The sequence below is a fragment of the Gilliamella sp. B3482 genome, assembly GCF_026536805.1.
GTDB lineage: Bacteria > Pseudomonadota > Gammaproteobacteria > Enterobacterales > Orbaceae > Gilliamella > Gilliamella apicola_E.
On the sequence record NZ_JAFNNL010000002.1, the window covers coordinates 369,190 to 393,530 of the forward strand.

General features: G+C 36.5%; 17 protein-coding genes. 11 read left to right on the forward strand and 6 right to left on the reverse strand.

All coding sequences use genetic code 11. The annotated features are described in order from the left end of the window. Window positions 1–268 precede the first annotated feature (268 nt). The 3 genes from J3U18_RS04865 to J3U18_RS04875 all read left to right on the forward strand — a co-directional run bounded on the left by J3U18_RS04865 (window position 269) and on the right by J3U18_RS04875 (window position 5,329). Window positions 269–1,639 carry a hypothetical protein gene (locus J3U18_RS04865; protein WP_267353094.1) on the forward strand — a complete coding sequence of 457 codons (1,371 nt, stop codon included), beginning with the start codon at window positions 269–271 and terminating at the stop codon, window positions 1,637–1,639. Between the two features lie 1,046 nt (window positions 1,640–2,685). Next, window positions 2,686–3,834 carry a hypothetical protein gene (locus J3U18_RS04870; RefSeq protein ID WP_267353095.1) on the forward strand — a complete coding sequence of 383 codons (1,149 nt, stop codon included), beginning with the start codon at window positions 2,686–2,688 and terminating at the stop codon, window positions 3,832–3,834. 313 nt (window positions 3,835–4,147) lie between these two features. Beyond that, the gene (locus J3U18_RS04875; protein ID WP_267353096.1) at window positions 4,148–5,329 is read left to right on the forward strand and encodes an MFS transporter; all 1,182 of its coding nucleotides are present in this window, start codon (window positions 4,148–4,150) and stop codon (window positions 5,327–5,329) included. A gap of 54 nt (window positions 5,330–5,383) precedes the next feature. Here the strand turns inward: J3U18_RS04875 and surE are convergent, their stop codons facing one another. Together surE and J3U18_RS04885 are read right to left on the reverse strand one after the other, a co-directional pair. Next, window positions 5,384–6,160 (reverse strand): 5'/3'-nucleotidase SurE, encoded by a 777-nt coding sequence (gene surE / locus J3U18_RS04880; RefSeq protein WP_267353097.1) that lies wholly within the window; start codon window positions 6,158–6,160, stop codon window positions 5,384–5,386. Between the two features lie 24 nt (window positions 6,161–6,184). Further along, complete coding sequence (locus J3U18_RS04885) at window positions 6,185–7,033, reverse strand: neutral zinc metallopeptidase (RefSeq protein ID WP_267353098.1); 849 nt, start codon at window positions 7,031–7,033, stop codon at window positions 6,185–6,187. 272 nt (window positions 7,034–7,305) lie between these two features. Between J3U18_RS04885 and proP the strand changes: the two genes are divergently transcribed. Together proP and dld are read left to right on the forward strand one after the other, a co-directional pair. Continuing rightward, a complete protein-coding gene (gene proP / locus J3U18_RS04890) occupies window positions 7,306–8,784 on the forward strand; it encodes a glycine betaine/L-proline transporter ProP (protein WP_267353099.1) in 1,479 nt (492 codons plus the stop codon). Between the two features lie 787 nt (window positions 8,785–9,571). Further along, entirely contained in the window at window positions 9,572–11,278 is a 1,707-nt protein-coding gene (dld, locus tag J3U18_RS04895) for a D-lactate dehydrogenase (RefSeq protein ID WP_267353100.1), read from the forward strand. 59 nt (window positions 11,279–11,337) lie between these two features. Here the strand turns inward: dld and mutS are convergent, their stop codons facing one another. After that, entirely contained in the window at window positions 11,338–13,890 is a 2,553-nt protein-coding gene (mutS, locus tag J3U18_RS04900; protein WP_267353101.1) for a DNA mismatch repair protein MutS, read from the reverse strand. A 567-nt stretch (window positions 13,891–14,457) separates the two neighbouring features. Here mutS and gapA point away from each other — a divergent pair. Continuing rightward, a complete protein-coding gene (gene gapA, locus J3U18_RS04905) occupies window positions 14,458–15,456 on the forward strand; it encodes a glyceraldehyde-3-phosphate dehydrogenase (protein WP_065563148.1) in 999 nt (332 codons plus the stop codon). Window positions 15,457–15,589: 133 nt separating this feature from the next. Here the strand turns inward: gapA and J3U18_RS04910 are convergent, their stop codons facing one another. From J3U18_RS04910 to yjgA, 3 genes are all read right to left on the reverse strand, one after another. After that, a complete protein-coding gene (locus J3U18_RS04910; protein WP_025315032.1) occupies window positions 15,590–15,799 on the reverse strand; it encodes a cold shock domain-containing protein in 210 nt (69 codons plus the stop codon). Window positions 15,800–16,190: 391 nt separating this feature from the next. After that, complete coding sequence (ppa, locus tag J3U18_RS04915) at window positions 16,191–16,715, reverse strand: inorganic diphosphatase (protein ID WP_065563147.1); 525 nt, start codon at window positions 16,713–16,715, stop codon at window positions 16,191–16,193. A gap of 69 nt (window positions 16,716–16,784) precedes the next feature. Next, on the reverse strand, window positions 16,785–17,321 hold the full coding sequence (gene yjgA, locus J3U18_RS04920) for a ribosome biogenesis factor YjgA (protein WP_065563146.1): 537 nt from the start codon (window positions 17,319–17,321) through the stop codon (window positions 16,785–16,787). Window positions 17,322–17,398: 77 nt separating this feature from the next. Between yjgA and pmbA the strand changes: the two genes are divergently transcribed. The 5 genes from pmbA to spoT all read left to right on the forward strand — a co-directional run bounded on the left by pmbA (window position 17,399) and on the right by spoT (window position 24,336). Next, window positions 17,399–18,751 (forward strand): metalloprotease PmbA, encoded by a 1,353-nt coding sequence (gene pmbA / locus J3U18_RS04925; RefSeq protein WP_267353102.1) that lies wholly within the window; start codon window positions 17,399–17,401, stop codon window positions 18,749–18,751. Between the two features lie 6 nt (window positions 18,752–18,757). Next, complete coding sequence (locus tag J3U18_RS04930) at window positions 18,758–20,494, forward strand: SulP family inorganic anion transporter (protein ID WP_267330638.1); 1,737 nt, start codon at window positions 18,758–18,760, stop codon at window positions 20,492–20,494. 35 nt (window positions 20,495–20,529) lie between these two features. Continuing rightward, entirely contained in the window at window positions 20,530–21,744 is a 1,215-nt protein-coding gene (locus tag J3U18_RS04935) for a CinA family nicotinamide mononucleotide deamidase-related protein (RefSeq protein WP_267353103.1), read from the forward strand. Window positions 21,745–21,917: 173 nt separating this feature from the next. Next, a complete protein-coding gene (gene rpoZ, locus J3U18_RS04940; RefSeq protein WP_065563143.1) occupies window positions 21,918–22,208 on the forward strand; it encodes a DNA-directed RNA polymerase subunit omega in 291 nt (96 codons plus the stop codon). Between the two features lie 19 nt (window positions 22,209–22,227). Next, window positions 22,228–24,336: a bifunctional GTP diphosphokinase/guanosine-3',5'-bis pyrophosphate 3'-pyrophosphohydrolase gene (gene spoT / locus J3U18_RS04945; RefSeq protein ID WP_267353104.1), complete on the forward strand. Its 2,109-nt coding sequence runs from the start codon at window positions 22,228–22,230 to the stop codon at window positions 24,334–24,336. Window positions 24,337–24,341 lie beyond the last annotated feature (5 nt).

Consider the following 24,341-nt stretch of genomic DNA (forward strand, 5'->3'; position numbering starts at 1 on the left):
AAAAGTATAAAATTGCAAATTAATCAAAAAATTACTTGACGGGGTAGTCTAAAATGCATTATAATTTTCAACAGGCAACAGGCAACAGGCAACCTGGCCAACCTATCTTTTAAATTCGTCTAAGTTCAGCACCCAGTTTAAATTTTTCACTAAAACTTATTTTTCCACGCAATCAAGTGAAATTCTGCGAATTTTCGTACGATCGTTTTCCGGATCATTTTTTAGATCCTTCCATTTTCCCCAATTACCCCAGCAGATTGTTTTTTTCGTGGCGATTTTTCTTTCTTTTTCGAGTTATGCATTAACTTCACAGACTGCAAAAAATCCGATTGAGGGTAGTGCGCCGTATTTTACCTTAGACGAAGGACGCACACGTTTAATAACCACAAGCGGCTTGCTTGGGATTACTTTATCTAATGGCTCAAAATACACACCTTCAAACAATACTTCATCTTCTTCAAGACCAATTGAGTTGCCTACTGCCGGTGAGAGTTTTGCTGATATAGATATGTTGATCCCTACTGATACTAATTCAGTCACTTTAAGCGCTCTTATTGGTCCTCCTAATAATTATTGGGGGGATGATGATGGTGATTTTGATGTTACTGCTACAGGTAGTTTAAATTTATCTATTGTTGATAAAAATAATCAAGCTGTATCACGTAATTCTGTGTTAACGACTTGTAATTCTCCTTATAAGGTTACGTTATCCAGTACTAACGGCACATTAGCTACTCGTTACGGGTTTCCTAATCGTAGGGATTTCAGTGAAAGTAGTGTGACTTATTACGTTATTCCTAAAGTTACGCCTGTGGTTTGTTTTGCTCGGCCTAGTTTAATGTATGGCAAGATTGGTGATGATTTTATTTACCCATCTTATGATTATGCTGGTCCTGCTTCGATATGGGACCCTGCTAATGGTTTTCTTACTCAAAAAACAGACCCATCCTCTTACGGTCAAAACTTTCCTACTACAGGTCTTCATGGATTGTACTTTGATTTACTCATTACTGGTAGTAGTCAACCTTTGTCTTGGTCTCCGGTATCTCATGGTGGTATTACTGCTACAATGTCTAATTCTACAGCTACAAGCGTACGCGTTACTTTAACTGGTCCTTTCGCTACTTCATCCCATATTAATTCAGACAATCCTGATCGTATTTCTACACCTTCTTTGCCTCAGACATTCGAGTTGGTCGGTCGTGACGGTCAAGGTAACCCTGCCGTTAAATATGGTTTTAGATTAAAGCAATGGTTCGTCAAAGGAGGTTCTGAGTATTTTCACTTTAAACCATATTCTAATATTTTATCTTGGTGTAATAGTCTAGGTTATCGCCTTCCTAAGGTAAAGGATTTAACCAATTCATCTTGTCCTAATAAGCAATCCGACCCTTTTTGTAACTATTATGTCAGCGCCACCCCTTCCTCATCAGGTGCACATTACATGCGTCATATAGGTTCTGGCTTTATTACTGAGTGGGGTTTTATGAACGATTATTCTGGCGTTGGATTCAACTTCGATTCGGTATGGACTAGTGACATCATCGCTACTAATGGCGACGCGTTTGTCGTGGACGCATTCGACGGTCGTCCGCATCATAACTACTTCTTAGCGCTCGGTCTTTGTACCTATCCTTAGTATTTATTTCTTCGATCTTAATTTTTAGGGTAGGGTGGGGAAAGATAATATTAAGTTATTAAAAGTAAGCTGACTCTCAATGTTGCTGAGCTATAAAAAAGCGATTTTGTGGCTTAGCGACGCTTCAATTACCCGCTTCGGCGGGTTTATTTTTTTAGGTATTTTATCTTAAAAAAAGTTAAGAAAAGGGGTTTTTGGGGTTCTAAATTCTGCTTTGCAATGTTGCCTCAAGTAAATAATTCCGCTTTAAACTGTGGCGTTTTTCAGTAACCGTTTTTACATCAAAAAAAGTTGAGGAGCGGGGTTTTTGAGGTTCTAAATTTTATTAAAAAAATTATTAGAATATCAAAATTACTAAATTTCTTATTCAAAGCTCTTGAATAAAATTTTCAAGGATCAATAAGCTTAATTTTAAAAAATTGTAATGATGATATATTCAATTAAAACAGCATATAACCGGTTATTTTTTAGATCCTTTTCAGATCCTCTTTACGAAAATTAACGTAATTGAGTGAAAAAAAAGTGTTGCATCGTGTTTTTCCAATCACTATACTTTTTACACGGTTTTAGTTAAGTGACCAGAAATTGAGTATTAAGTATAAAATTCCAAATAAATCAGAAAATTACTTGACAGGATTGTCGAAAATGTTTTATAATTTCCAACAGGCAACAGGCAACAGGCAACTTGGCCAACCTCTAATTTAAATTCGTCTAATTTCAGCTTCCAACGTTCATTTTACACCGAGATTTATTTTTCCACGCAATTATGTGGAATTCTGCGAATTATCGCGCGATCCGCTTTTCGATCCTCTTATTTTTTTAAATTATCTTGGTGGTTTTTTTTAGGTTCGGTTATTTTACATCCTTTTTCTAGTCTCGCATTAACTTCACAGACTACAAAAAATCCGATTCAAGGTAGCGCACCTTATTTAACCTTTGATGGTGGTCGTACTCGTGCTGTTGATACTAATGCTCTGCTTGGGATTACGTTATCTAATGGTGTTAAATACACGCCTTCAACTAATACTTCTTTTACAACGCCAATCGTGTTGCCTGTTGCAGGTCAAAGTTTTGCTGATATTGGTATGTTGGTTCCAGCTTATACTAATTCAGTTGCTTTAAATTCTCTAATCGGTCCGCCTTATAATTATTGGGGAGATGATGATGGAGATACTGACGTTACCGCTACTGGTAGTTTAAGTTTATCTATCGTTGATAAATATAATCAGCCCGTCACACGTCATACTGTTCCAGATATTTGTAAGGCGCCTTATCAGGTTAAATTAACCAGCACTGACGGTACATTGAGTACTCGTTATGGCGTTCCAAGTAGTCGTATTTTCAGCGCAAGTAATGTTACTTATTATATCAATCCACAAGCAAGGGCTGTGGTTTGTTTTGCTAGACCTAATTTAAAGTATTTTTTAATTAATGAACGTGATTATTCTAATGAAGTCCGTGGTCCTGCTTCTATTTGGAATGAAAATAAGGGCTTTATAACTCAATCAACTAATCCGTCATCTTATGGTTTAAATTTTCCAACTACTGGCGCTAACGATTTGTATTTTGACTTAGACATTGCTGGTAGTAATGAGGCTTTATCTTGGGCTCCTGTTTCACATGAAGGCATCACTGCTACTATGACAAATTCATCAAGAACAGGTGTTCGAGTTACATTAACACGTTACGGTTTAAATAGTCTATTTAGACCATCTTTACCCCAGACTTTTGAATTAGTTGGTCGTGACGGTCGTGGTAATGAAATTGTTAAGTATGGTTTTGTGTTAAAGCAGTGGTTTTATACCGATAATAGACATTATAGTTATAATAAAGCATTATCTGTCTGTAGTGACCAAGGTTTACGTTTAGCCAAGGTTAAAGATTTAACTAATGCCTCTTGTAATGGGTTAAATGTTAATAGTGAGTGTAAAAGAGCAGTCGGCGCAATACCTTCATCACCGAATAATTACTTTCAGCGTATAATTGGCGCAGGATTCTTTAGTGAGTGGGGCACAATGGGCCTATATTCTAAAGCTAATTTTGGATTCGATGACTATTGGACTAGTGAGGAAAAAGGGCATATGTTACCGGGAAAAAGCCGTAAATATACTGTTAATCCAAGAAATGGCTCGGTAGGTGCTTCTCTATTTTCATCGAATTACTTTACAGGTCTGATGGTTTGTGTCTGGCCTTAGCCTTTTTATTTTTTGAACGAGGGAATAAGTGCTAGGAACTATAGTGTTAAAAAGTATAGCTTACTTGAAGAGTCAACGATGAAATGCGATTTTGTAGAGATGCTTGAATTACTTGATATGTGGATTAAATTCTAGACGTTTTAAAAAAAGTTGAGGAGCGGGGTTTTTTAAGCCTTAAATCTACCATTTATTATTACATTTATAGTATTAATGTTGATGGATTGTTTAAAAAGCCTTTATTTAAATACGCCTATATTCCCACTAATTTTAGGGGTATAATTGATGCACTTAATTTCATGGTAAATCGGCTTTTATGACTTCTTCATTCCTTCGAAAATCGGGTGTTGTTTTTGGTGCTTTTTTAGTGGCGACCTTTATTATTGGGGTGGCGGGTGCTTTGCAATCACCTACTTTAAGTCGTTTTTTATCGTTTGAAGTTGGCGCTGACCCTCGCTTAGTGGGGGCGTTTTATTCGATTAATGCGTTAGCCAGTATTATTGGTAGTTATCTGTTAGCTAAGTATTCAGACAATAAGGGTGATAGGCGTAAGATTGTTATTTTTTGTTGTTTGATGGGGTTGGCAAATAGTCTGACTTTTGCCTTTTCACGCAACTATTATGTCTTAATTACTTTGGGCGTATTTTTTTCTGCGTTAGCGTCTGCCGCGATGCCACAGATTTTTGCTATGGCGCGTGAGTATGCAGAAAAGAGTGGACGTAATGCGGTTGCCTTTAATTCTCTGATTCGTGCACAGTTGTCATTAGCGTGGGTGATTGGCCCCCCATTATCTTTTGCTTTGGCGATCAAGTACGGTTTTACCATCATGTATTTGTGTGCAATGTCGATGTTTATTATTTCGATGATTGTGGTAGCAATCTATTTACCACCCATTGAAAAAAAGGTTATCAGTTCGTTTACTGCTAATGAGTTAGCGGTGGCAAACCAATCAATTTTTACTAATCGTAATGTCATGTGTTTGCTAATTTCTACCATTTTTATGTGGACCGCTAATATGATGTATATCATCGATATGCCGATTTATGTAGAAACGGTTCTGCACTTATCTGATTCATTACCTGGTGGGTTGATGGGGTTAGCGGCAGGGATTGAAATTCCTATTATGATTATTGCGGGTTATTTGGTCCCCGTGTTAGGTAAGCGAAATCTATTTTTTATCGCTATAATTTGCGGAATTTTATTTTATATTGGGATGATTCTGTTTAAAGATTCAACCATGTTATATGTGTTGCAACTTTTTAATGGGCTGTTTATTGGGATTGTTGCTAACATTGGTATTATCTATTTCCAAGATTTGCTACCAACTCGTATGGGCGTGGCTTCAACGCTATTTAATAATGGTATTATTTGCAGTGTCATTTTAGCTGGTATCATTCAAGGTTTTGTTTCACAAGCTTACGGGCATGAAGTGATTTATTGGATTGGTTTAGTGATGGTGACGATTTCGTTTTTATTCTGTGCTTTAGTGAAGAAATAATTTATTTACGTCTTCCTGAGTGATTTAGGAAGACGTATAGACAATATCTAAGTTTTATACTTTAAACGTTGCTTTTATTTGTTGATATAACGCGTAATTAGTACGTTCATAATTTAACGGTGTAATAGCAATATAACCATCATTAGCTGCATCAAGCTCTTTGTCGATATCAACCTTTACACTTTGGTTACGTTTAGCTCTAAACCAAAAGTAGTCATGACCTTCTGGATCTTGAGTTTCTGCAATAACAAATTGGCTTACATCCGGCTCGCCCTGTTTTGTGATTTTTATCCCTTTTATTTGATCGGCTTGGCAATTAGGGAAGTTGATATTGAAGCAAGTCTTATCTGAAAGGGGGTAGAGTTGTCTGATTATCGATTCAGCAAGATGAGTTGAACAGTGCCAATTGGTTGGTGTGTTATCTTCACTGCTGACTTGACTTAGCGCCATGGCTGGCACGCCTAGCGTCATTGCCATCATTGCTGCTCCCACTGTGCCCGATAATATTGTTTCAAATCCCAAATTAGATCCATTATTAATTCCTGACAGCACGAGATCGGGTAATTGATTAGCCATTAGTGATTTTATGGCAAATAGTGAGCAGTCAGCAGGGGTGCCGTAGACTGCGTATTCTGTATTGCTACGTTTTTGAACGCGAAATGGCGACTTTAAACTAACTGAACAAGAAACGCCACTTTGATCAACAACAGGTGCGACAATCCAAACTTCGTTTGCTATGTTTTCAGCCACGCTTTTTAAAATCTGAATTCCAGGGGCATCAATGCCATCATCATTGACTAAAAGTACTCGGTTGACTAATTTTTTTGACATATTGGTTCCTTTTCTTATATTTCCTTATTGAATAAATGTATTGCACTGATCCATCGACCCACTGTCATAACCACGTTTAAACCATGTATAGCGTTGTTTTGATGTACCATGAGTAAAGCTATCAGGAACAATATAACCATTATTTTGTTGTAGGCGATCATCGCCAATTGCTTGCACAGTATTGAGGGCTTGCTCAATATCACCCGCGTCTAAAATATTTTTCACGCCATTGCCCCATAATCCCGCATAACAGTCAGCTTGTAATTCAAGTTTGACCGACAATTGGTTACGGATTAGTGTAGATTGATTTTGCGATAATTGTTCAACTTTATTAAATGTGCCAAGTAAATTTTGTACATGGTGCCCAACTTCGTGTGCAATCACATAACCTTGTGCAAAGTCACCTCCGCCACCTAGGCGTCTTTTCATCTCTTGATAAAATGATAAGTCAAGATAAACCGTTTTATCGAGATTGCAATAGAATGGTCCCATCATGGCTTGCCCGGTGCCACACATGGTTTGAGTTGCTCCGTTATAGAGTACAAGTTTAGGGGGAATATAGGTTTTGCCTAATTTTTGGAATTGTTCGCGCCAGAAATCTTCGGTACTTGCTAATATTACTGAAGTAAATTTATCTGCGTCGTTAATAGGGGTGTTGTCAATCTGGCTTGTTGATGTGGAATCATCCAAATCAATCACATTGCTGTCGAGCAAACCAGTTAAATCAACGCCATAGTAGCCTGCCACTAATACAACAACAAATAAAACAATTTTACCTTTACCTCCAATTGGGATGCGTGTCCCAATATCACTTCCTGATTGTGAGCGGCGATCTTCAATGTTATCACTCTCTCTTTGGCCTCTCCATCTCATAGGGAATACCTCATCAGTTTTGGTAACATCATTCTAAAGGATAATAGATGAGGTTACTAGCACTACTCATCATAAAAAGAGGATGTGATAAATGGGTTATTTTTGCTTTTTTTAGGTATATAATTCTTACCTATATCGCATCAATTGAATAAGTAAAATTGGTGTGATTAAATTTAAAATCTCATCTGACTCACATAATTTGATTTAGTTTATCTTTGGCATGGTAGCCGGTTATTTATTTTTATATTAATGAATTTTAAAGGCGGTACTTCATGGCGCAATCGAATAATAAACCTTTGGATATTGATGATATCCCTATTATTAATGACAATCAGCTAAAAAAAGCCACTTGGGCATCGGCATTTAGTAATGCTATTGAGTGGTATGATTTTGGGGTATACAGTTTTGTGGCGTATATTATTGGGCAGGTGTTTTTTCCTCATGTTTCACCTAGCGTGCAGATTATTGCTGCGTTATCGACTTTTTCTATTCCTTTTTTTGTTCGCCCTTTAGGTGGGATTATTTTTGGTTTAATTGGTGACAATATTGGTCGCCAAAAAGTGCTATCTATCACTTTAGTGATAATGTCGTTAAGCACATTTTGTATTGGGTTGATTCCAACTTATGATACGATTGGTATCACTTCGCCTGTGTTGCTGTTGATTGTTAAATTAGCCCAAGGGTTTTCAATTGGTGGGGAATACTCTGGCTCAGCAACGGTAGTTGCCGAATATTCGCCCGATCGTAAACGTGGTTTTATTGGTGGGTGGCTTGATTTTGGTTCAATGGTGGGTTTTATAATTGGTGCAGGGCTAGTGGTGTTTTTATCAATGTTACTCAGTCAATCGGCGCTATTTAGTTGGGGCTGGCGAATTCCGTTTTTAATAGCCTTACCGCTTGGGATCATTAGCTTTATCCTACATCATATTTCGGAAGAGACGCCAACTTTCCAACAACACCTTGAAGCCAGAGAGTCGCAAGATAAGGCTGAATCAACACTAAAAAAAGTTGTCGGTAAATATTGGCAGCATATTTTAATTTGTGCGGGGTTGGTTATTGTAACAAATGTCTCGTTTTATCTGTTGCTAACGTATATGCCGAGCTATTTAGCACATAATTTGAATTATGATACTGAACAAGGTTTGCTTATTATTATTGCGATTATGGTCGGTATGTTAATTATTCAACCTATTATCGGGTTATTAAGTGACAAGGTGGGTCGTAGACCTTTCATTTTAATTGGAAGTATTGGTTTATTGCTATTATCTTATCCTGCATTTATGTTAATTAATAGCCAGCAAATACCTTTGGTTTTTTTAGGCGTATTTATTTTGGCCATGTTTATCAACTGTTTTACTGGGATTATTACCTCAATATTACCAGCAATGTTTCCAACTAATATTCGCTATAGCGCTATTGCAAGCATTTTCAATGTTGCAATTATTATTGCCGGGGTAACGCCAACATTTGTGGCTTGGCTTGTTGAGTCAACTGGTAATTTATATATGCCCGCTTACAATTTAATGTTAGCAGGATTCATTGGTGTGATTACTGGGCTTGCTATGCATGAAACAGCAAATAAACCTTTACACGGCACTAATCCAACCGCCGCCAATCGAGACGAAGCGCAATCACTTCTATCTGAACATTTTGATTCGATTGAAGAGGAAGTTGAAGATATTGATGAGCAGATCGAGGCGCTACAAAATAAGCGACAAGAACTTGTCGATCAACATCCTAAATTGGATTAGTTAACTTTTTCCATTGCCTAAAATTAGTTTATAAAAGTTGAGGAAAGGGGATTAAAACTATTAAGTGCCCAATGTTTTACTCATTATTGGCTAAAATTGTTTAATATAAAATTATATTTTATACTGGATCAGTTTTTTTACTTAGTAACGGCAAAGGAATGTTTAAAGTCACTTTTGAGCAATTTATTTATTTAAGGATTGTGGAATTAATCTTCCTATTGTTTTTTATAATGATTAATATACTCAATACTTTTGATGCCTATTTAAAAAAAAGAGAAAGTCAAAAACGAAAGACGCCGAAAAAAATATTCAAAACCGATGTTCCATTAATTAAGTCTGTACAAGAATTTAAAAAATTAAAAAAGAGTAAATGTCGCAAATTTAGTTTTATGTGGAATTGTTTTTATCGGATAAAGGATTTTTTTAGAAAAAAAAGTTGAGGAGTGGGGTTTTTGGAATATTGAAATCGCTCATTTTTATATCTTTTCTAATATCAATCTGTGGTTATTTGATATAATTTTTTATACTAAACAAGTCTATTTTAACTGCCTATTCATCGTCTTTTCCTAAGCGTTTAGTTAAATTTTAATATAAAAACAGTAACTTCTTCGTCAGCAAAATAGGTCAATTATATTTTTGCTTTTTTTGATTATTTTTAGCTTTTTGTGTCAGTTTTGATATTTTGCGCTATAAAGTTTTATACCCTCTTTTCAATAGATTATATTGGTTATAATATATCCAAAATTGGTTGAGTTTACTTATAATAATTCAAGGAAGGGAACATAATATGGTTGCAAATAGTACATCAGATCTGGTTGCAAAATTAAAAAATATTGTTGGTGATAAATATACCTTAACTGATCCAAATCGGACTTTACCTTATCGTCAAGGTGCGCGTTTTGGTGTAGGTGATGCATTAGCTGTTGTTATTCCAGGCACGCTTTTAGAACAGTGGGAAGTTTTAAAGGCTTGTGTTGAGGCGGATGTGATTGTCATTACACAGTCTGCCAATACGGGGTTGACTGGTGGTTCTACTCCTGATGGTAATGATTATGACCGGCCAATAGTTATTGTCAGTACTCGACGATTAGATGGGATTCAAGTGATTGAAAATGGTGATCAGGTGGTCTGTTTACCGGGTAGTACGTTATTCCATTTAGAAAAAGAGTTAAAAAAATATCACCGTGGTCCTCATTCTGTGATTGGTTCGTCTTGTATAGGTGCTTCGGTTTTAGGTGGCGTTTGCAACAATTCTGGCGGTGCTTTGATTCAACGTGGTCCTGCTTATACTCAAATGGCGGTATTTGCCCAGTTGGATGAGCAAGGTCAGCTACATTTAGTCAATCATTTAGGGATTGAATTAGGTGATACACCAGAAGCAATTTTAGAAAATTTACAAAAACGTGCTTATACCGATAACGATGTTAACCCTAATGCAGGTTTAGGCCATGATCACCATTATTGTGATCATGTTCGACAAATCGATGCTGATACACCTGCTCGATATAATGCCGATCCAAGTCGTCATTATGAAGCGTCAGGTAGTGCTGGTCGATTGATGGTTTTTGCGGTGCGGTTAGATACTTTTCCTTTAGAAGAAAAGACCGCGGTATTTTATATTGGAACTAATGATACCAGCGAGCTGGATGATATTCGTCGTCATATTTTAGGTACTTTTAAGCATCTGCCAATTTCAGGTGAATATATTCATCGTGACGCGTTTGATATTGCAGCGGTATATGGCAAACATCTATTTTTAGCTATTCAGAAATTGGGTACCGATACGATCCCTCGTTTGTATGCATTTAAGAATGTTGTCGATCGTATTGTGAGAAAAATTCCTTTCTTCCCTAACAGTTTTTCTGATTGGTTTGCGGTGAATGTGTGTAAGTTGTTACCTAAGCATTTGCCAAAATCGATGCGTGATTATCGTGATCGCTATGAGCATCATCTCATTTTGAAAATGTCTGATGACAGCATTGCCGAAGCTGAGGAATATTTGAAGGCGTATTTTGCAAATAGTGAGAAACGTAGTGGTAGTTATTTCCGTTGTAATGATAAGGAAGCTGAGGCTGCTATGTTACACCGCTTTGCAACAGCGGGTGCTGCTACGGTTTATCGTAATGTTCATACTAAGACTGTCGAGGATTTGGTCGCTCTAGATATTGCTTTGCGTCGTAATGATAAGGAGTGGTTCGAAACGTTACCAGAAAGTATTAGTCAGCATTTTATTCATAAGCTTTATTATGGCCACTTTTTCTGTTCAGTGTTCCATCAAGACTATTTGGCTAAAAAAGGGACTGACTGTACTAAGATGAAAGAGGAGATGTTGGCGATACTCGATCAGCGTGGAGCACAATATCCGGCCGAACATAATGTTGGTCATTTGTATCATGCTAATTCTGATTTGAAAAATTTCTATCACGAGTTAGATCCAACTAACAGCTTTAATCCGGGTATTGGTAAAACATCTAAAAAGAAATTTTGGAAATGATTTAGAAACTAAACTGAACATTAAAACCGCCATTATTGAATTAATGGCGGTTTTTTTATTTAGAGTAATTTTTTTAGTTGATAGATTGCTTCTAACGCTTGTTTTGGCGTTAATGCATCTGGATCGAGCTGTTGTAGAGCTAGCTCGACTTCTGATGGTTCAGTATCACTGATCAAGGTCAGTTGTGAGCTTTCAATATGGCTGTCAGCTGTTGAGAGAACTTCTAGCTCTTTTAGCTTCTGTTTGGCTCGTTTTAATATCGTTTTAGGCACACCGGCTAATCCTGCCACAGCTATACCAAAACTTTTGCTCGCTGCACCTTCGGATACTTCATGAATGAAAGCGACAGTATGGTCGTGTTCAATCGCGTCAAAATGGATGTTGTAGACACCTTGTATCTGTTGAGGTAGTTGCGTTAGTTCAAAATAGTGGGTTGCAAATAGTGTCATTGCTTTGATTTCGTTAGCCAAATTTTCAGCACACGCCCAAGCTAATGAGAGACCATCATAGGTTGATGTTCCTCGGCCAATTTCGTCCATTAAAACTAAGCTATTTTGTGTAGCGTTATGCATAATGTTGGCGGTTTCGGTCATTTCAACCATAAATGTCGAACGCCCAGATGCTAAATCGTCAGATGCGCCAATACGGGTAAAGATACGATCAACAGGGCCTATTATTGCTTTCGAAGCTGGGACAAAGCTACCAATGTAAGCAAGTAAGACGATCAACGCTGCTTGGCGCATGTAGGTGCTTTTTCCGCCCATATTAGGGCCAGTGATAATTAGCATTCTTCTATCTGATGATAGTGAGAGTGAGTTGGCGATAAATGGCTTTTGTAATACTTGCTCGATCACAACGTGCCGCCCATCTTTGATTTCAATACCCGGTTTGTTGGTTAATGTTGGGCATCGGTAGTTGAGCGTTAGGGATCGTTCAGCAAGATTAGTTAGTACATCAAGCTCGGCAATCGCATCAGCGCTGGTTTGCATGTTAGCTAATTCTGGCATAAGTAGGTCGAACAGCTGTTCATAAAGCTGTTTCTCTAGTGCTAATGCACGACCTTTAGACGTTAAGACTTTATCTTCGTACTCTTTTAACTCAGGAATGATGTAGCGTTCAACATTTTTAAGTGTTTGTCTTCGTGTGTAGTGTATTGGCGCTAGGTGGCTTTGACCTCGGCTAATTTGGATGTAGTAACCATGTACGGCATTAAAGCCTACTTTTAAGGTGTCAATTCCTAAGGTTTCACGTTCTCGAATTTCAAGTTGTTCTAAGTAGTTAGTTGCACCATCTGCTAAATTGCGTAGTTCATCTAATTCTTGATGATAACCAGCAGCAATTACGCCTCCGTCTCGAATAATAACGGGTGGGGCTTCGACTATTGCACGATTTAAGATATCAGCAATTTGGTCAAACTGGTTAATTTTGGCGCGTAATGCAATTAGTGATGGCGCGTTGAATTCGGATAGCTGTTGTTGAAGCGTTGGCAATAGGTTATAGGCATCGCGTAGGCGAGCGAAATCTCGCGGGCGAGCACTTCTCAATGCTAATCTTGCTAAAATTCGTTCAAGATCACCAATCTGTTTTAATAGCGGTTGTAGGTCGGTGATATGGTTTTGCAGTTCTTGAATTGCTAGCTGTCGGTTTTGTAATATTGCTAGATTACGGATTGGCGAATGCAGCCAGCGTTTAAGCATTCGACTACCCATTGCAGTTTGGGTTTTATCTAAGATATCAGCTACAGTATGTTCTGTTCCACCTGATAGGTTTTCGGTAATTTCTAAGTTTCTGCGAGTGGATGCATCGAGCACGACAAAATCAACTGGCGATTCTTTAACTATTGAGCGAATATGTGGCATGGCTGTGCGTTGGGTATCTTTTACGTATTGTAATAAACAGCCTGCTGCACATAATGCATAATGGCACTCTTCTACCCCATATCCAATTAAATCATTCGTTCCAAATTGTAAATTGAGTTGTTGTTTGGCGGTTTCGAGATCGAAGTCCCAAATTGGTCGCCGTCTTAATCCGTGACGATTTTCAATTAGGTTCATTGATTGAAAATCTTCTGGGTAGAGTAACTCAACTGGGTTAGTTCGCTGTAATTCTGCTTGGATAGCTTCTGGATTATCGCATTCAAATACAAAAAAACGGCCTGAACTTATGTCTAAAGTGGCGTAACCAAAGTGCTCTTTTTGTTGCCATATGCACGCGAGTAAGTTGTCTTTACGATCTTCTAATAGTGATTCATCACTCACTGTGCCTGGTGTAACAATTCGAACAATTTTACGTTCAACGGGTCCTTTGCTGGTTGCAGGATCACCTATTTGCTCACAAATTGCTACTGATTCGCCTAGCGATATAAGTTTAGCTAAGTAGCTTTCAACTGCATGATAAGGCACGCCAGCCATAGGAATTGGCTGTCCATTTGATGAGCCTCGTTTAGTCAGCGATATATCTAAGAGTTGCGAACCACGTTTGGCATCATCATAAAACATCTCATAAAAATCACCCATTCGATAAAACAGTAAAATATCCGGATTTTCAGCTTTCAATTTTAGGTATTGTCGCATCATTGGTGTGTGGTCGGTGAGGTTGTCGTATTCGGTCATATTATTAATTCTTTTTTATCTAAAACTCTGGCGATTATTATCTCTAACCTTGCTTGTATTTTGTACAATCTTCGATTTTGCTCTTTAAGTAACCCTGTTTTTAAAATGCTAAAAATTGGTTCAACTTATTATTTTATTCGATATTGTATATTTTTGGGTGATTGTATCATTTTATATGATGTAATGAAAATGAGCTGATTGTTTGTAAATAATAAAAACAATGAATAATGTAGAGTTTAAAGCGATGATTATATTTCATCTATCAACTTTTTAAGTCAATCGATATTATCACTTTTGAGGTTGAAGTGAGTTTAAGTCATTATCAATAAAATGAGTGTTATTGCATTATCATCCTTGATTTAAAATAAGTTTATATTGAAAATAAAATTAGTTTTTTGATTTATAATATGCCTATTTAGGCTGGCTATCATCGGATGATAATTAAGATGGTTTTCTGTTAAATTTATTCTTACCAATTATTTTAATTCAGCTTGAATAAACCTCAAAAATTTGGTAGTTTATTGCCAATTATTTTATCATTTAACACAAATAAAGAAGGTAATTGTTATGACAATCAAAGTAGGTATTAATGGTTTTGGCCGTATCGGTCGTATTGTTTTCCGTGCTGCACAAAAACGTTCTGACATCGAAATTGTTGCAATCAACGATTTATTAGACGTTGATTATATGGCTTATATGCTTAAATATGATTCAACTCACGGTCGTTTTGACGGTACTGTTGAAGTTAAAGACGGTAAATTAATCGTTAATGGTAAAACAATCCGCGTTACTGCTGAAAGAGATCCTGCGAACTTAAAATGGAATGAAGTAGGTGTTGATGTTGTAGCTGAAGCAACTGGTTTATTCTTAACTGATGAAACTGCTCGTAAACATATCCAAGCTGGTGCTAAAAAAGTTGTTTTAACTGGTCCTTCAAAAGATAGCACACCAATGTTTGTAATGGGTGTTAATGATAAAGATTATGCTGGTCAAGATATCGTTTCTAACGCATCTTGTACTACTAACTGTTTAGCGCCTTTAGCTAAAGTAGTTAATGATAACTTCGGTATCGTTGAAGCGTTAATGACTACAGTTCACGCAACTACAGCAACTCAAAAAACTGTTGATGGTCCTTCTCATAAAGACTGGCGTGGTGGTCGTGGTGCTGCTCAAAACATCATCCCTTCATCAACTGGTGCTGCTAAAGCTGTAGGTAAAGTTATCCCTGAATTAAATGGTAAATTAACTGGTATGGCTTTCCGCGTTCCAACTCCAGACGTTTCTGTTGTTGACTTAACTGCACGTTTAGCTAAACCAGCTAAATACGAAGATATCTGTAAAGTTATCAAAGCAGCAGCTGAAGGTCCTATGAAAGGCGTTCTTGGTTATACTGAAGATGACGTTGTGTCTACAGATTTCTTAGGTGAAGTTTGTACTTCTGTATTTGATGCTAAAGCAGGTATCCAATTAAGCGATAACTTTGTTAAATTAGTATCTTGGTACGATAATGAAGTTGGTTATTCAAACAAAGTATTAGACTTAATCGCAGTTGTTTCTAAAAAATAAGAAGCATTGTAATTGATAAAAAAGCGACCTTGAGTCGCTTTTTTATTTCTGCTAAGAATGATTATTCGTAAGCATAAAAAACGCCTATTTGAAAAAATAGGCGTTTTACTTTTATTATTTAATTAAAATTTAATTAGATAACAACAACTTCAGCCGCTGCTGGTCCACGTGGGCTATCTTGGATCGCAAATTCGACTTGTTGTCCTTCAGCTAAGGTTTTAAAGCCGTCGCCTGAGATTGCAGAGAAGTGTACAAATACATCTTTGCTTCCATCGGCTGGGGTAATAAAACCAAAACCTTTACTTTCATTGAACCATTTTACTTGGCCTGTTTTTTTATTCATTTACTAGACATCCTAACAATAATTAATAATTTGCCTTATCGGCTGTTTAGGCTTAACAAAACATTGTTTACATCAACTCAAAAACTAATCTAACCAGTTTACCACTAAATTAAAAAGTTAATCGTTTCCATAAAAATGCTTCTTTTGTTCACCCACGACTATTACCTCATAAATCATAATCGAAAGCAAGAGTTTCATGACATTTTTTTCATCTTAGGATGAAGTTTTTTATATGATTTTTTGATAATTGATCGTTTTTTGATCTATAGCAAATTACTGATATTATAACTACTTGAAGTTATTTCGAAAGTCAAAAAAAGTCTAAAAATGCGAGTCATAAAAATTTTTCTTTATGACTCGGTAAAGCGATTACTTTTTTGTAAAGAAGGGTTTATTTTGCACGTTCAAATGATTCGATAATTTCTTTTCGAGCTGCTTCTGCGTTATCCCAACCTTCAACTTTTACCCATTTACCTTTTTCAAGGGCTTTGTATTGTTCAAAGAAGTGTTTGATTTGAGATTTTAATAATTCAGGTAAGTCATCTACATCTTTAATATGATCGTATTCTTTTGAAAGTTTAGTGTGTGGTACTGCAACTAATTTAGCATCAGAACCCGCCTCATCAGTCATTTTTAATACACCAACTGGACGGCAACGAATTACTGAACCTGGTTGTAATGGGTATGGTGTTGGGACTAATACGTCAACAGGATCTCCATCTAGTGATAAAGTGTGGTTGATATAACCATAGTTACATGGATAGAACATTGCTGTTGCCATAAAACGATCGACAAATACTGCACCAGTGTCTTTATCAACTTCATATTTAATTGGGTCAGCATTCGCTGGGATTTCGATTACAACATAGATGTCGTCTGGTAATTCTTTACCTGCTGGTACATTTAATAGTCCCATTTTTGTGTCCTCTATCTTTTATTTGTTAATTGTGTTTAATGATAAATATAAAGCGAACATTATAAAAATTTACTCTGTTTCGCTCAAATCTTTTAGATATTGAAAAATTTGTCTGGCTGTTTTTGGGGTTTTGTTTGCAGAGAGTTCTTTTTTGGCTAAACGCGCTAGTGTGCGTAGTTGCTGTCTATCTGCGGAAGGGAAAAGCCCCATTATTGATTCTGCATCACCCGTTTCTATAAGTTCGTCACGCAATTTTTCTAATCGATGAAATAGGGCGACTTGTTGGTTATGGCGATTTTTAAGTTTATCCAAAGCTAATGTTATAGGTTCAATATCACGACTTCGAAGCAGTTTACCAATGTATTGGATTTGCCTTCGATAGCCTTCTTTTTTTATTTTTTGCGCTAATTCAATCGCATAAAGTAGATCTTCATCAAGGGGAATTTTAGCAATTTCATTTTTGCTTAAGTTGACAAGTTCGACACCTAACTTTTTAAGTGCTTCAGCATCACGTTTGATTTCACTTTTACTGACGTAAATAATGTCATCGTCTTGAGGATCAATGTTGAAGTCAGGTTCTAAATTTGGCTCTTGATTGTTATTCATGCTATTTCTTTTGTTAACTAAAATTGAATTCTGGCATATTATAACGTATCACTAGCAGAATTGTAGAAAATAATAAAATGAGTATTGAACAAATTAAAAAAGACGCGTTAAGCCAAAAGCAACATTTGTCAGCAATTGTTGCCGATGCTATTAACCAGGCAAAAGCTCGAGTTGATGCGGTTGAGGTATCGATTAATCAATCAACAGGTATTAGTGTTAGTACACGAGATGGTGAGGCTGAGAATGTTGAGTTTAATAGTGATGGTGCGTTAGGTATTACTGTTTATCAACATCAGCGTAAGGGTAGTGCGTCAACCAGTGATTTGTCGCCACAGGCAATCAGTCAAACTGTGGATATGGCTATTAATATTATGCAATATACGTCAGCAGATCCTTGTTCTGGTCTTGGCGATCCCGATTTAATGGCTTTTGATGCGCCAGATTTAGATCTGTTTTATCCAAGTGATTTGAATGTTGATAATGCAATTGAACAGGCAAAACAGGCTGAACTAAGTGTGTTGGCAAGGTCTTCTTTAATAAGCTGTGACGGTGGTTATTTTAATAGTCGTTATGGTGTTTATGTTTATGGTAATAGTTTAGGGATGTTACAAGGTTACTGTGCAAGTTCGCATTCACTTTCTTGCTCTGTTATTGCTGAACAAAATGGGCAAATGGAGCGTAATTATGAATATACGTCCTCCCGTGTTGCTAACCAATTAAAATCACCTGATTGGGTTGGTAATCATGCTGCTGAAAAGGCGGTTGCTCATTTAGGTGCTAAACAAATAAAGACTATGCAAGTTCCAGTTCTTTTTTGTGCAGAAGTTGCTGTTGGGTTGATTCGCCATTTAGTTGGAGCCATTAGTGGTGGTGCTATTTACCGAAAATCCTCTTTTTTATTAGATAGTGTGGGTAATGCGATTTTTCCTTCTTGGCTGACAATTTTAGAAGATCCTTATATTTTAAAAGGAGTTGGTTCATCACCTTTTGATAGTGAAGGAACCAAAACAGTTAAGCGCAATATCATTGAAGACGGTATTTTACAAACTTATTTGTTAAGTAACTATTCAGCCAGAAAATTAGGGCTAAAATCGACAGGACATGCTGGTGGTATACATAATTGGTTAGTTTCACCAAGTCAAACTGATGCTGATTTTGATACAATGTTAAGAAAATTAGATAAAGGTGTTGTTATTACGTCATTAATGGGACAAGGTGTTAATAATGTTACGGGTGATTATTCGCGTGGCGCCTCTGGTTTTTGGGTGGAAAATGGTAAAATACAGTATCCAATCAATGAAATTACCGTCGCGGGTAACCTTAAGGATATTTACCAAAATATTGTGGCAATAGGCAGTGATATTGAGACAAGAAGTAATATTCAAACTGGATCAATATTAGTAGAAAATATGAGTGTAGCAGGGAAATAATCAAACATGGGAAAGTTTACCAGTAGCGCATTATTCCAAAAAATTATTTTTTGGATGCCAGGCCTGATGAGTTTATTGCGATATAAGCGCGAATATCTTAGTTTTGATATTAAAGCGGGATTATCAGTGGCAGCAGTTTCTTTGCCTGTTTCTATCGCTTATGCAGAGCTTACAGGCGTCGGTGCGATTGCGGGATTATATTCAACTATCTTGCCGCTTATTGTCTATGCGCTTTTTGGTTCATCCAGGCAATTGATTGTCGGTCCCGATACAGCTACCTGTGCTGTGGTTGCTGCTGTGGTATTTCCTTTAGCAGCTAATGATCCTGTTTTACGTTGGCAATTGGTGGTGCTGTTGACCATTATGATCGGTATTTGGTGCTTGATTGCCGGTAAACTCCATTTAGGTGCTTTGGCGGATTTATTAAGTCAGCCAATTTTGATTGGCCTACTTAATGGGATTTCAATTACTATTATGGTCGATCAGTTAGCTAAGATGTTTGGCTTTAAGTATGATTATTCTTATTTGATTGAACGCATTGCTTATCTACCTTTTAAAATATCTGAAATTCATGTGTTAACGGCATTTATATCTTTTTGTACACTTGCGATTCTGGTTGTATTGAAAAAATTCAAGCCACGTTATCCAGCCCCTTTGTTTGCTGTAATTATTATGACGTTTCTCTCTTGGCTGTTTAATTTTGAACATTATAATGTTCGAATCATTGGTGGAGTAACGAGTGATTTTATTCCTGCTGAGTCATGGATTGATTTTGATAAGGGCTTGATGCGTAATTTAGTCGTTCCTTCGCTCAATATCGCCGTTATTTGTTTTGTAAGTATGATGATTACGGTACGAAGCTTTGCCTCTAAAAATAATTATGAGACTAATGCCGATGTTGAATTTAAAGCATTAGGTATGGCTAATATTGTTGCAGGTTTATCGCAAGGCTTTGTAGTCAGCGGTACCTCATCACGTACCGCGGTTAATGATGCCAATGGTGGTAAAACGCAATTAGTATCAATTATTGCGGCTGTTTTGATTGGCTTTGTCGTATTGTTCTTTTTGTCACCACTACAATATATTCCAACTTGTGTGTTGGCGGTGATTTTAATATATTCTTCTTTATCTCTTATCAATTTTCAAACTATTATCCGATTTTTTAAATTCGATCGTGATGCGTTTTATTTAAGCTTAACTACGTTAATTTCGGTATTAGTTATTGGTATTATTCCCGGTATGGCGTTGGCCGTTTTATTAGGGCTGTTTTTATTTTTGCGTCGTGTGTTTAGGCCGAATGATCAATTATTAGGTGTTGATGAAAGTGGACGAATTCATTCAATTGGTTCGGATGTTAGTCCATTAAGTAACACTATGATTTATCGCTTTAATTCTCCATTAACTTATTTCAATATTGCATACTTTAAACGTAGGATTATTAATTATATAGATGAATCTCCTGAGACAATTAATTATGTGATTGTTGATGCTATTCCTTGCTTTACCTATAAAGATGTTAGTGTTTTGACCGGTATTGACGAGTTGGTTAAATCATTGAAGGTTAGAAATGTGGTACTAATTTTATCTGGCCGACGTAAAACATTGAAGAATTGGTTTAAGCAGATGAATATTAAATTAGATACTGATTATATTGAGTTTGCTTATGATCTTTATTTTGCTGTAAGGTCAGTTCAGAGTAAAGAACATATGGAAAGCAAAAACGACGAGGATATAAATAATTAAATTTTTTATCATTTTTTAATTAGCTAGGGATAATTATGAATCAGATAAAAGATCCACTCAAAATTGAGATGCTTAGTACTGGAGATGAGGTTTTATATGGTCAAATTGTTGATACTAATGCAGCTTGGTTATCTGATTTTTTATTTGAAGAAGGCATTTCTATCACTTCGCGCCATACAGTAGGGGATGATTTATTGACATTGGTTGATACTCTGCAAGAGCGTAGCTTACACAATGATATTTTAATTGTGAATGGAGGGTTAGGACCAACAAGTGATGATCTAAGTGCACAAGCAGCTGCACAGGCTAATAATGAGTCTTTGGTTTTACACGATGAGTGGCTTAAAGTACTTGAACGCTACTTCCTGAATCGCGGTAGAAAAATGCCATCAAGCAATATCAAACAAGCAATGTTACCTCAAAGTGCAACGTTAATTGATAATCCAATCGGAACGGCATGTGGCTTTAAGATGGTGATAAATAATTGTCTATTATTCTTTACGCCAGGCGTTCCTTCTGAATTTAAAGAAATGATTAGAACTTCAATTTTGCCTGACATTAAGATGATCTATCCTATAACCGAACGTAAACTCTGTTATCGATTAACCACCATGGGACGAACAGAAAGTGATTTAGGAATGGAGATCGAGACTTCATTAGATATTCCTGATTTTATTACAGTTGGTTATCGTGCAGCAATGCCTATTATTGAATTGAAATTAACTGGGCCAGAAAGTAAAAAAAGTGAAATGGATAGCGCATGGCACAAAATAAAGTCTATTGTTGCAGATAATTTACTTTGTGAAGGTGTTAATCAAGGTATATCAGGTTTAGCTCAGGTTGTATCAAGATTGTTAAATGAAACGAATCAATCTATTGTGGTCATTGAACAACAATCAGCTGGAGTAATTGGTTATCACCTATTAGAAGCCAATGCCCCCGTGGTGAAATCAGAAGTGGTACCTTTTGTGATGGAAGAACCACTTAATTACTTTTCACAAGTATTGCAAAATCAAAAAGCCGATATTGCGCTAGGGGTAGTCAATTTTCAAGAAAAGAATACGGAATTTACTTTAGTTATTGTCACTAAAAATCAAGAATTGCATTTTAAATTGAAGTATACTGGTAGAGTTCAAAATAATAAGATTCAACAACAAATTTTATCTGCGATTGCTTTAGATGGTTTGCGTCGTTATCTTTTAAATCTGCCTATCATTGGGCCTAACGTCTGGTTAGAGTTATTGGTATAGTTTTATCGTATAGTTTTAACAAATAGTTTTATAATATTGCTTCCGCTTTTAGAACGATTTTACAGGGGTTTTTCATTTGTTAGTAATATTAGTTATGGACAATTCCCTACAAAATTAAGTAGAATAGCGGATCTTTCAATTGAAGCATATAAGTTAATATATTAGAGGTAAAAATGGCTCGTGTAACTGTCCAAGATGCAGTAGAAAAAATTGGTAATCGCTTTGATCTCGTTTTAGTTGCAGCAAGACGTGCTCGGCAATTACAAGTTGAAAACAAAACGCCACTAATTCCAGAAGAAAACGATAAAGAAACTGTAGTTGCTTTACGCGAAATTGAAGATGGGCTTGTAAATAAACAAATTCTTGATACTGCTGAATTCCAAGCTCGTCAAGATGAAGAATCAGAAGTGCGTAATGCTCTTCATGAAACGGTACTTTTAGAAAATACTCCCTCATACGAATAAACATTGCTGAGAATTGTCCATGCAATATTTTGAAAGCTTAAAAGAGGTTGTTGCATTTTATCTTCCAGCTAAACAAGTTGAATTAATTCAAAATGCCTACTTTTTTGCTAAACAAGCGCATGAAGGACAATTCCGTTGTAGCGGTGAGCCCTATATTACTCATCCGGTTGCTGTAGCAACCATTTTAGCCGATATGCGGCTGGATTATGAGACCATCATCGCTGCACTTTTGCATGACACCATCGAAGATACCCAAGTCACCTTTCAAGATATAACACAAAAATTTGGCAAACATGTAGCAATGTTAGTTGAAGGTGTCTCGAAACTTGATAAGTTAAAATTTAGAAACCGACAAGAAGCTCAAGCTGAAAATTTTCGCAAAATGGTTTTAGCCATGACCGAAGATGTCCGAGTGATTCTAATTAAGTTAGCTGATAGAACGCATAATATGCGTACTCTTGGGGCATTAAGACCGGATAAACGTCGACGTATTGCTAAAGAAACATTAGAGATTTATGCTCCTTTGGCTCATCGTTTAGGTATTCATCATATTAAAACTGAGCTTGAAATACTTGGTTTTACGGCGATGCATCCTAATCGGGCTAAAGTTCTTGAAAAAGTCGTTAAAATTGCTCGTGGCACCAGAAAAGAGCTTATTCAGCAAATTCTATCAGAAATTAAAGGGCGTTTAGCTGAAGCGAATATCAATGCCCAAGTGGAAGCGCTTGAAAAGAACATTTATGCTATTTATCAAAAGATGCAACTTCGTGAACAGCATTTCCACTCAATTATGGATATTTATGTTTTCCGAATTGTAGTTGATGATGTTGATACTTGTTATCGTGCACTTGGTTTAGTCCATAACTTATATAAACCTCGACTTAATCGTTTTAAAGATTATATTGCTATTCCTAAAGCGAATGGTTATCAATCGTTGCATTCATCATTGATTGGCCCACATGGTACGCCTGTGGAAGTGCAAATTCGAACCGAAGATATGGATCAAATGGCAGAAATGGGTGTGGCTGCGCATTGGATTTATAATGAAAATGATGAGTTAAATAACACTACTACTCAGATTAAAGCCCAGCGTTGGATGCAGAGCTTGTTGGAACTTCAGCAAAGTGTTGGTAATTCATTTGAGTTTATTGAAAATGTTAAATCTGACCTTTTTCCAAAAGAAATTTATGTTTTTACACCCAAAGGTCGAATTGTTCAATTACCTGAAGGTTCAACAGCAGTTGATTTAGCATATGCTGTGCATTCTGATATTGGTTTCCAGTGTATTGGGGCTTTAGTTGATCGTAAGCCTTACCCGCTTTCTCAACCTTTAAGCAATGGTCAAACTGTTGAAATTATTACGTCTCCAGAAAGTCGTCCTAATGCAAGTTGGCTTAATTTTGTGGTTAGTGCTAAAGCAAGATCTCGCATTCGACAAGCATTGAAAACCTTGAAGCGCGAAGATGCTATTTTATTAGGTCGTAAATTGCTTAATTTAGCACTCATTAAATCGGGTGGAATTGACTCGCTAACTGATAAGCAGAAAGATCGTATTGTTAGTTTGACTAAGTTGACTTCGTTTGAGGATGTATTAGCTGAAATAGGGTTAGGCAATATTATGAGCCATTTTATTGTCAAAGGTCTTGAACATAAAGCGCTTTTATTTAATCAATCTGAAGAAAATAAAACATTAGTTATAACAGGAAGTGAAGGGGTATTAGTTACTTTTTCAAAATGTTGTCATCCTATTCCTAATGATCCTATTGTCGGTCATGTTAGCCCTGAAAAAGGTTTAACTGTGCATCATGAATCTTGTCGCAATGTTAGTGGTTATCAGAATAATCCCGATAAATATATTTCGCTTAAATGGGCACCAGATATTGAGCAGTTTTTTGTAGCTGAAATTTGGGTAGATATTATTAATAATCAGGGTTCTTTAGGCCATATTCTTTCTATCATTAATGATGAGAAAGCACATATTCAATGGTTAAACACGGAAGAAAAAGATAGGCAAATCTATACAATTATTTTGCAAATTGAAGTTAAGAATACTCAACAACTTAATGATTTAATCCGAAAATTATCACTACAACAAGATGTAGTGAGTGTGACACGTAATATTAATTAGTTATT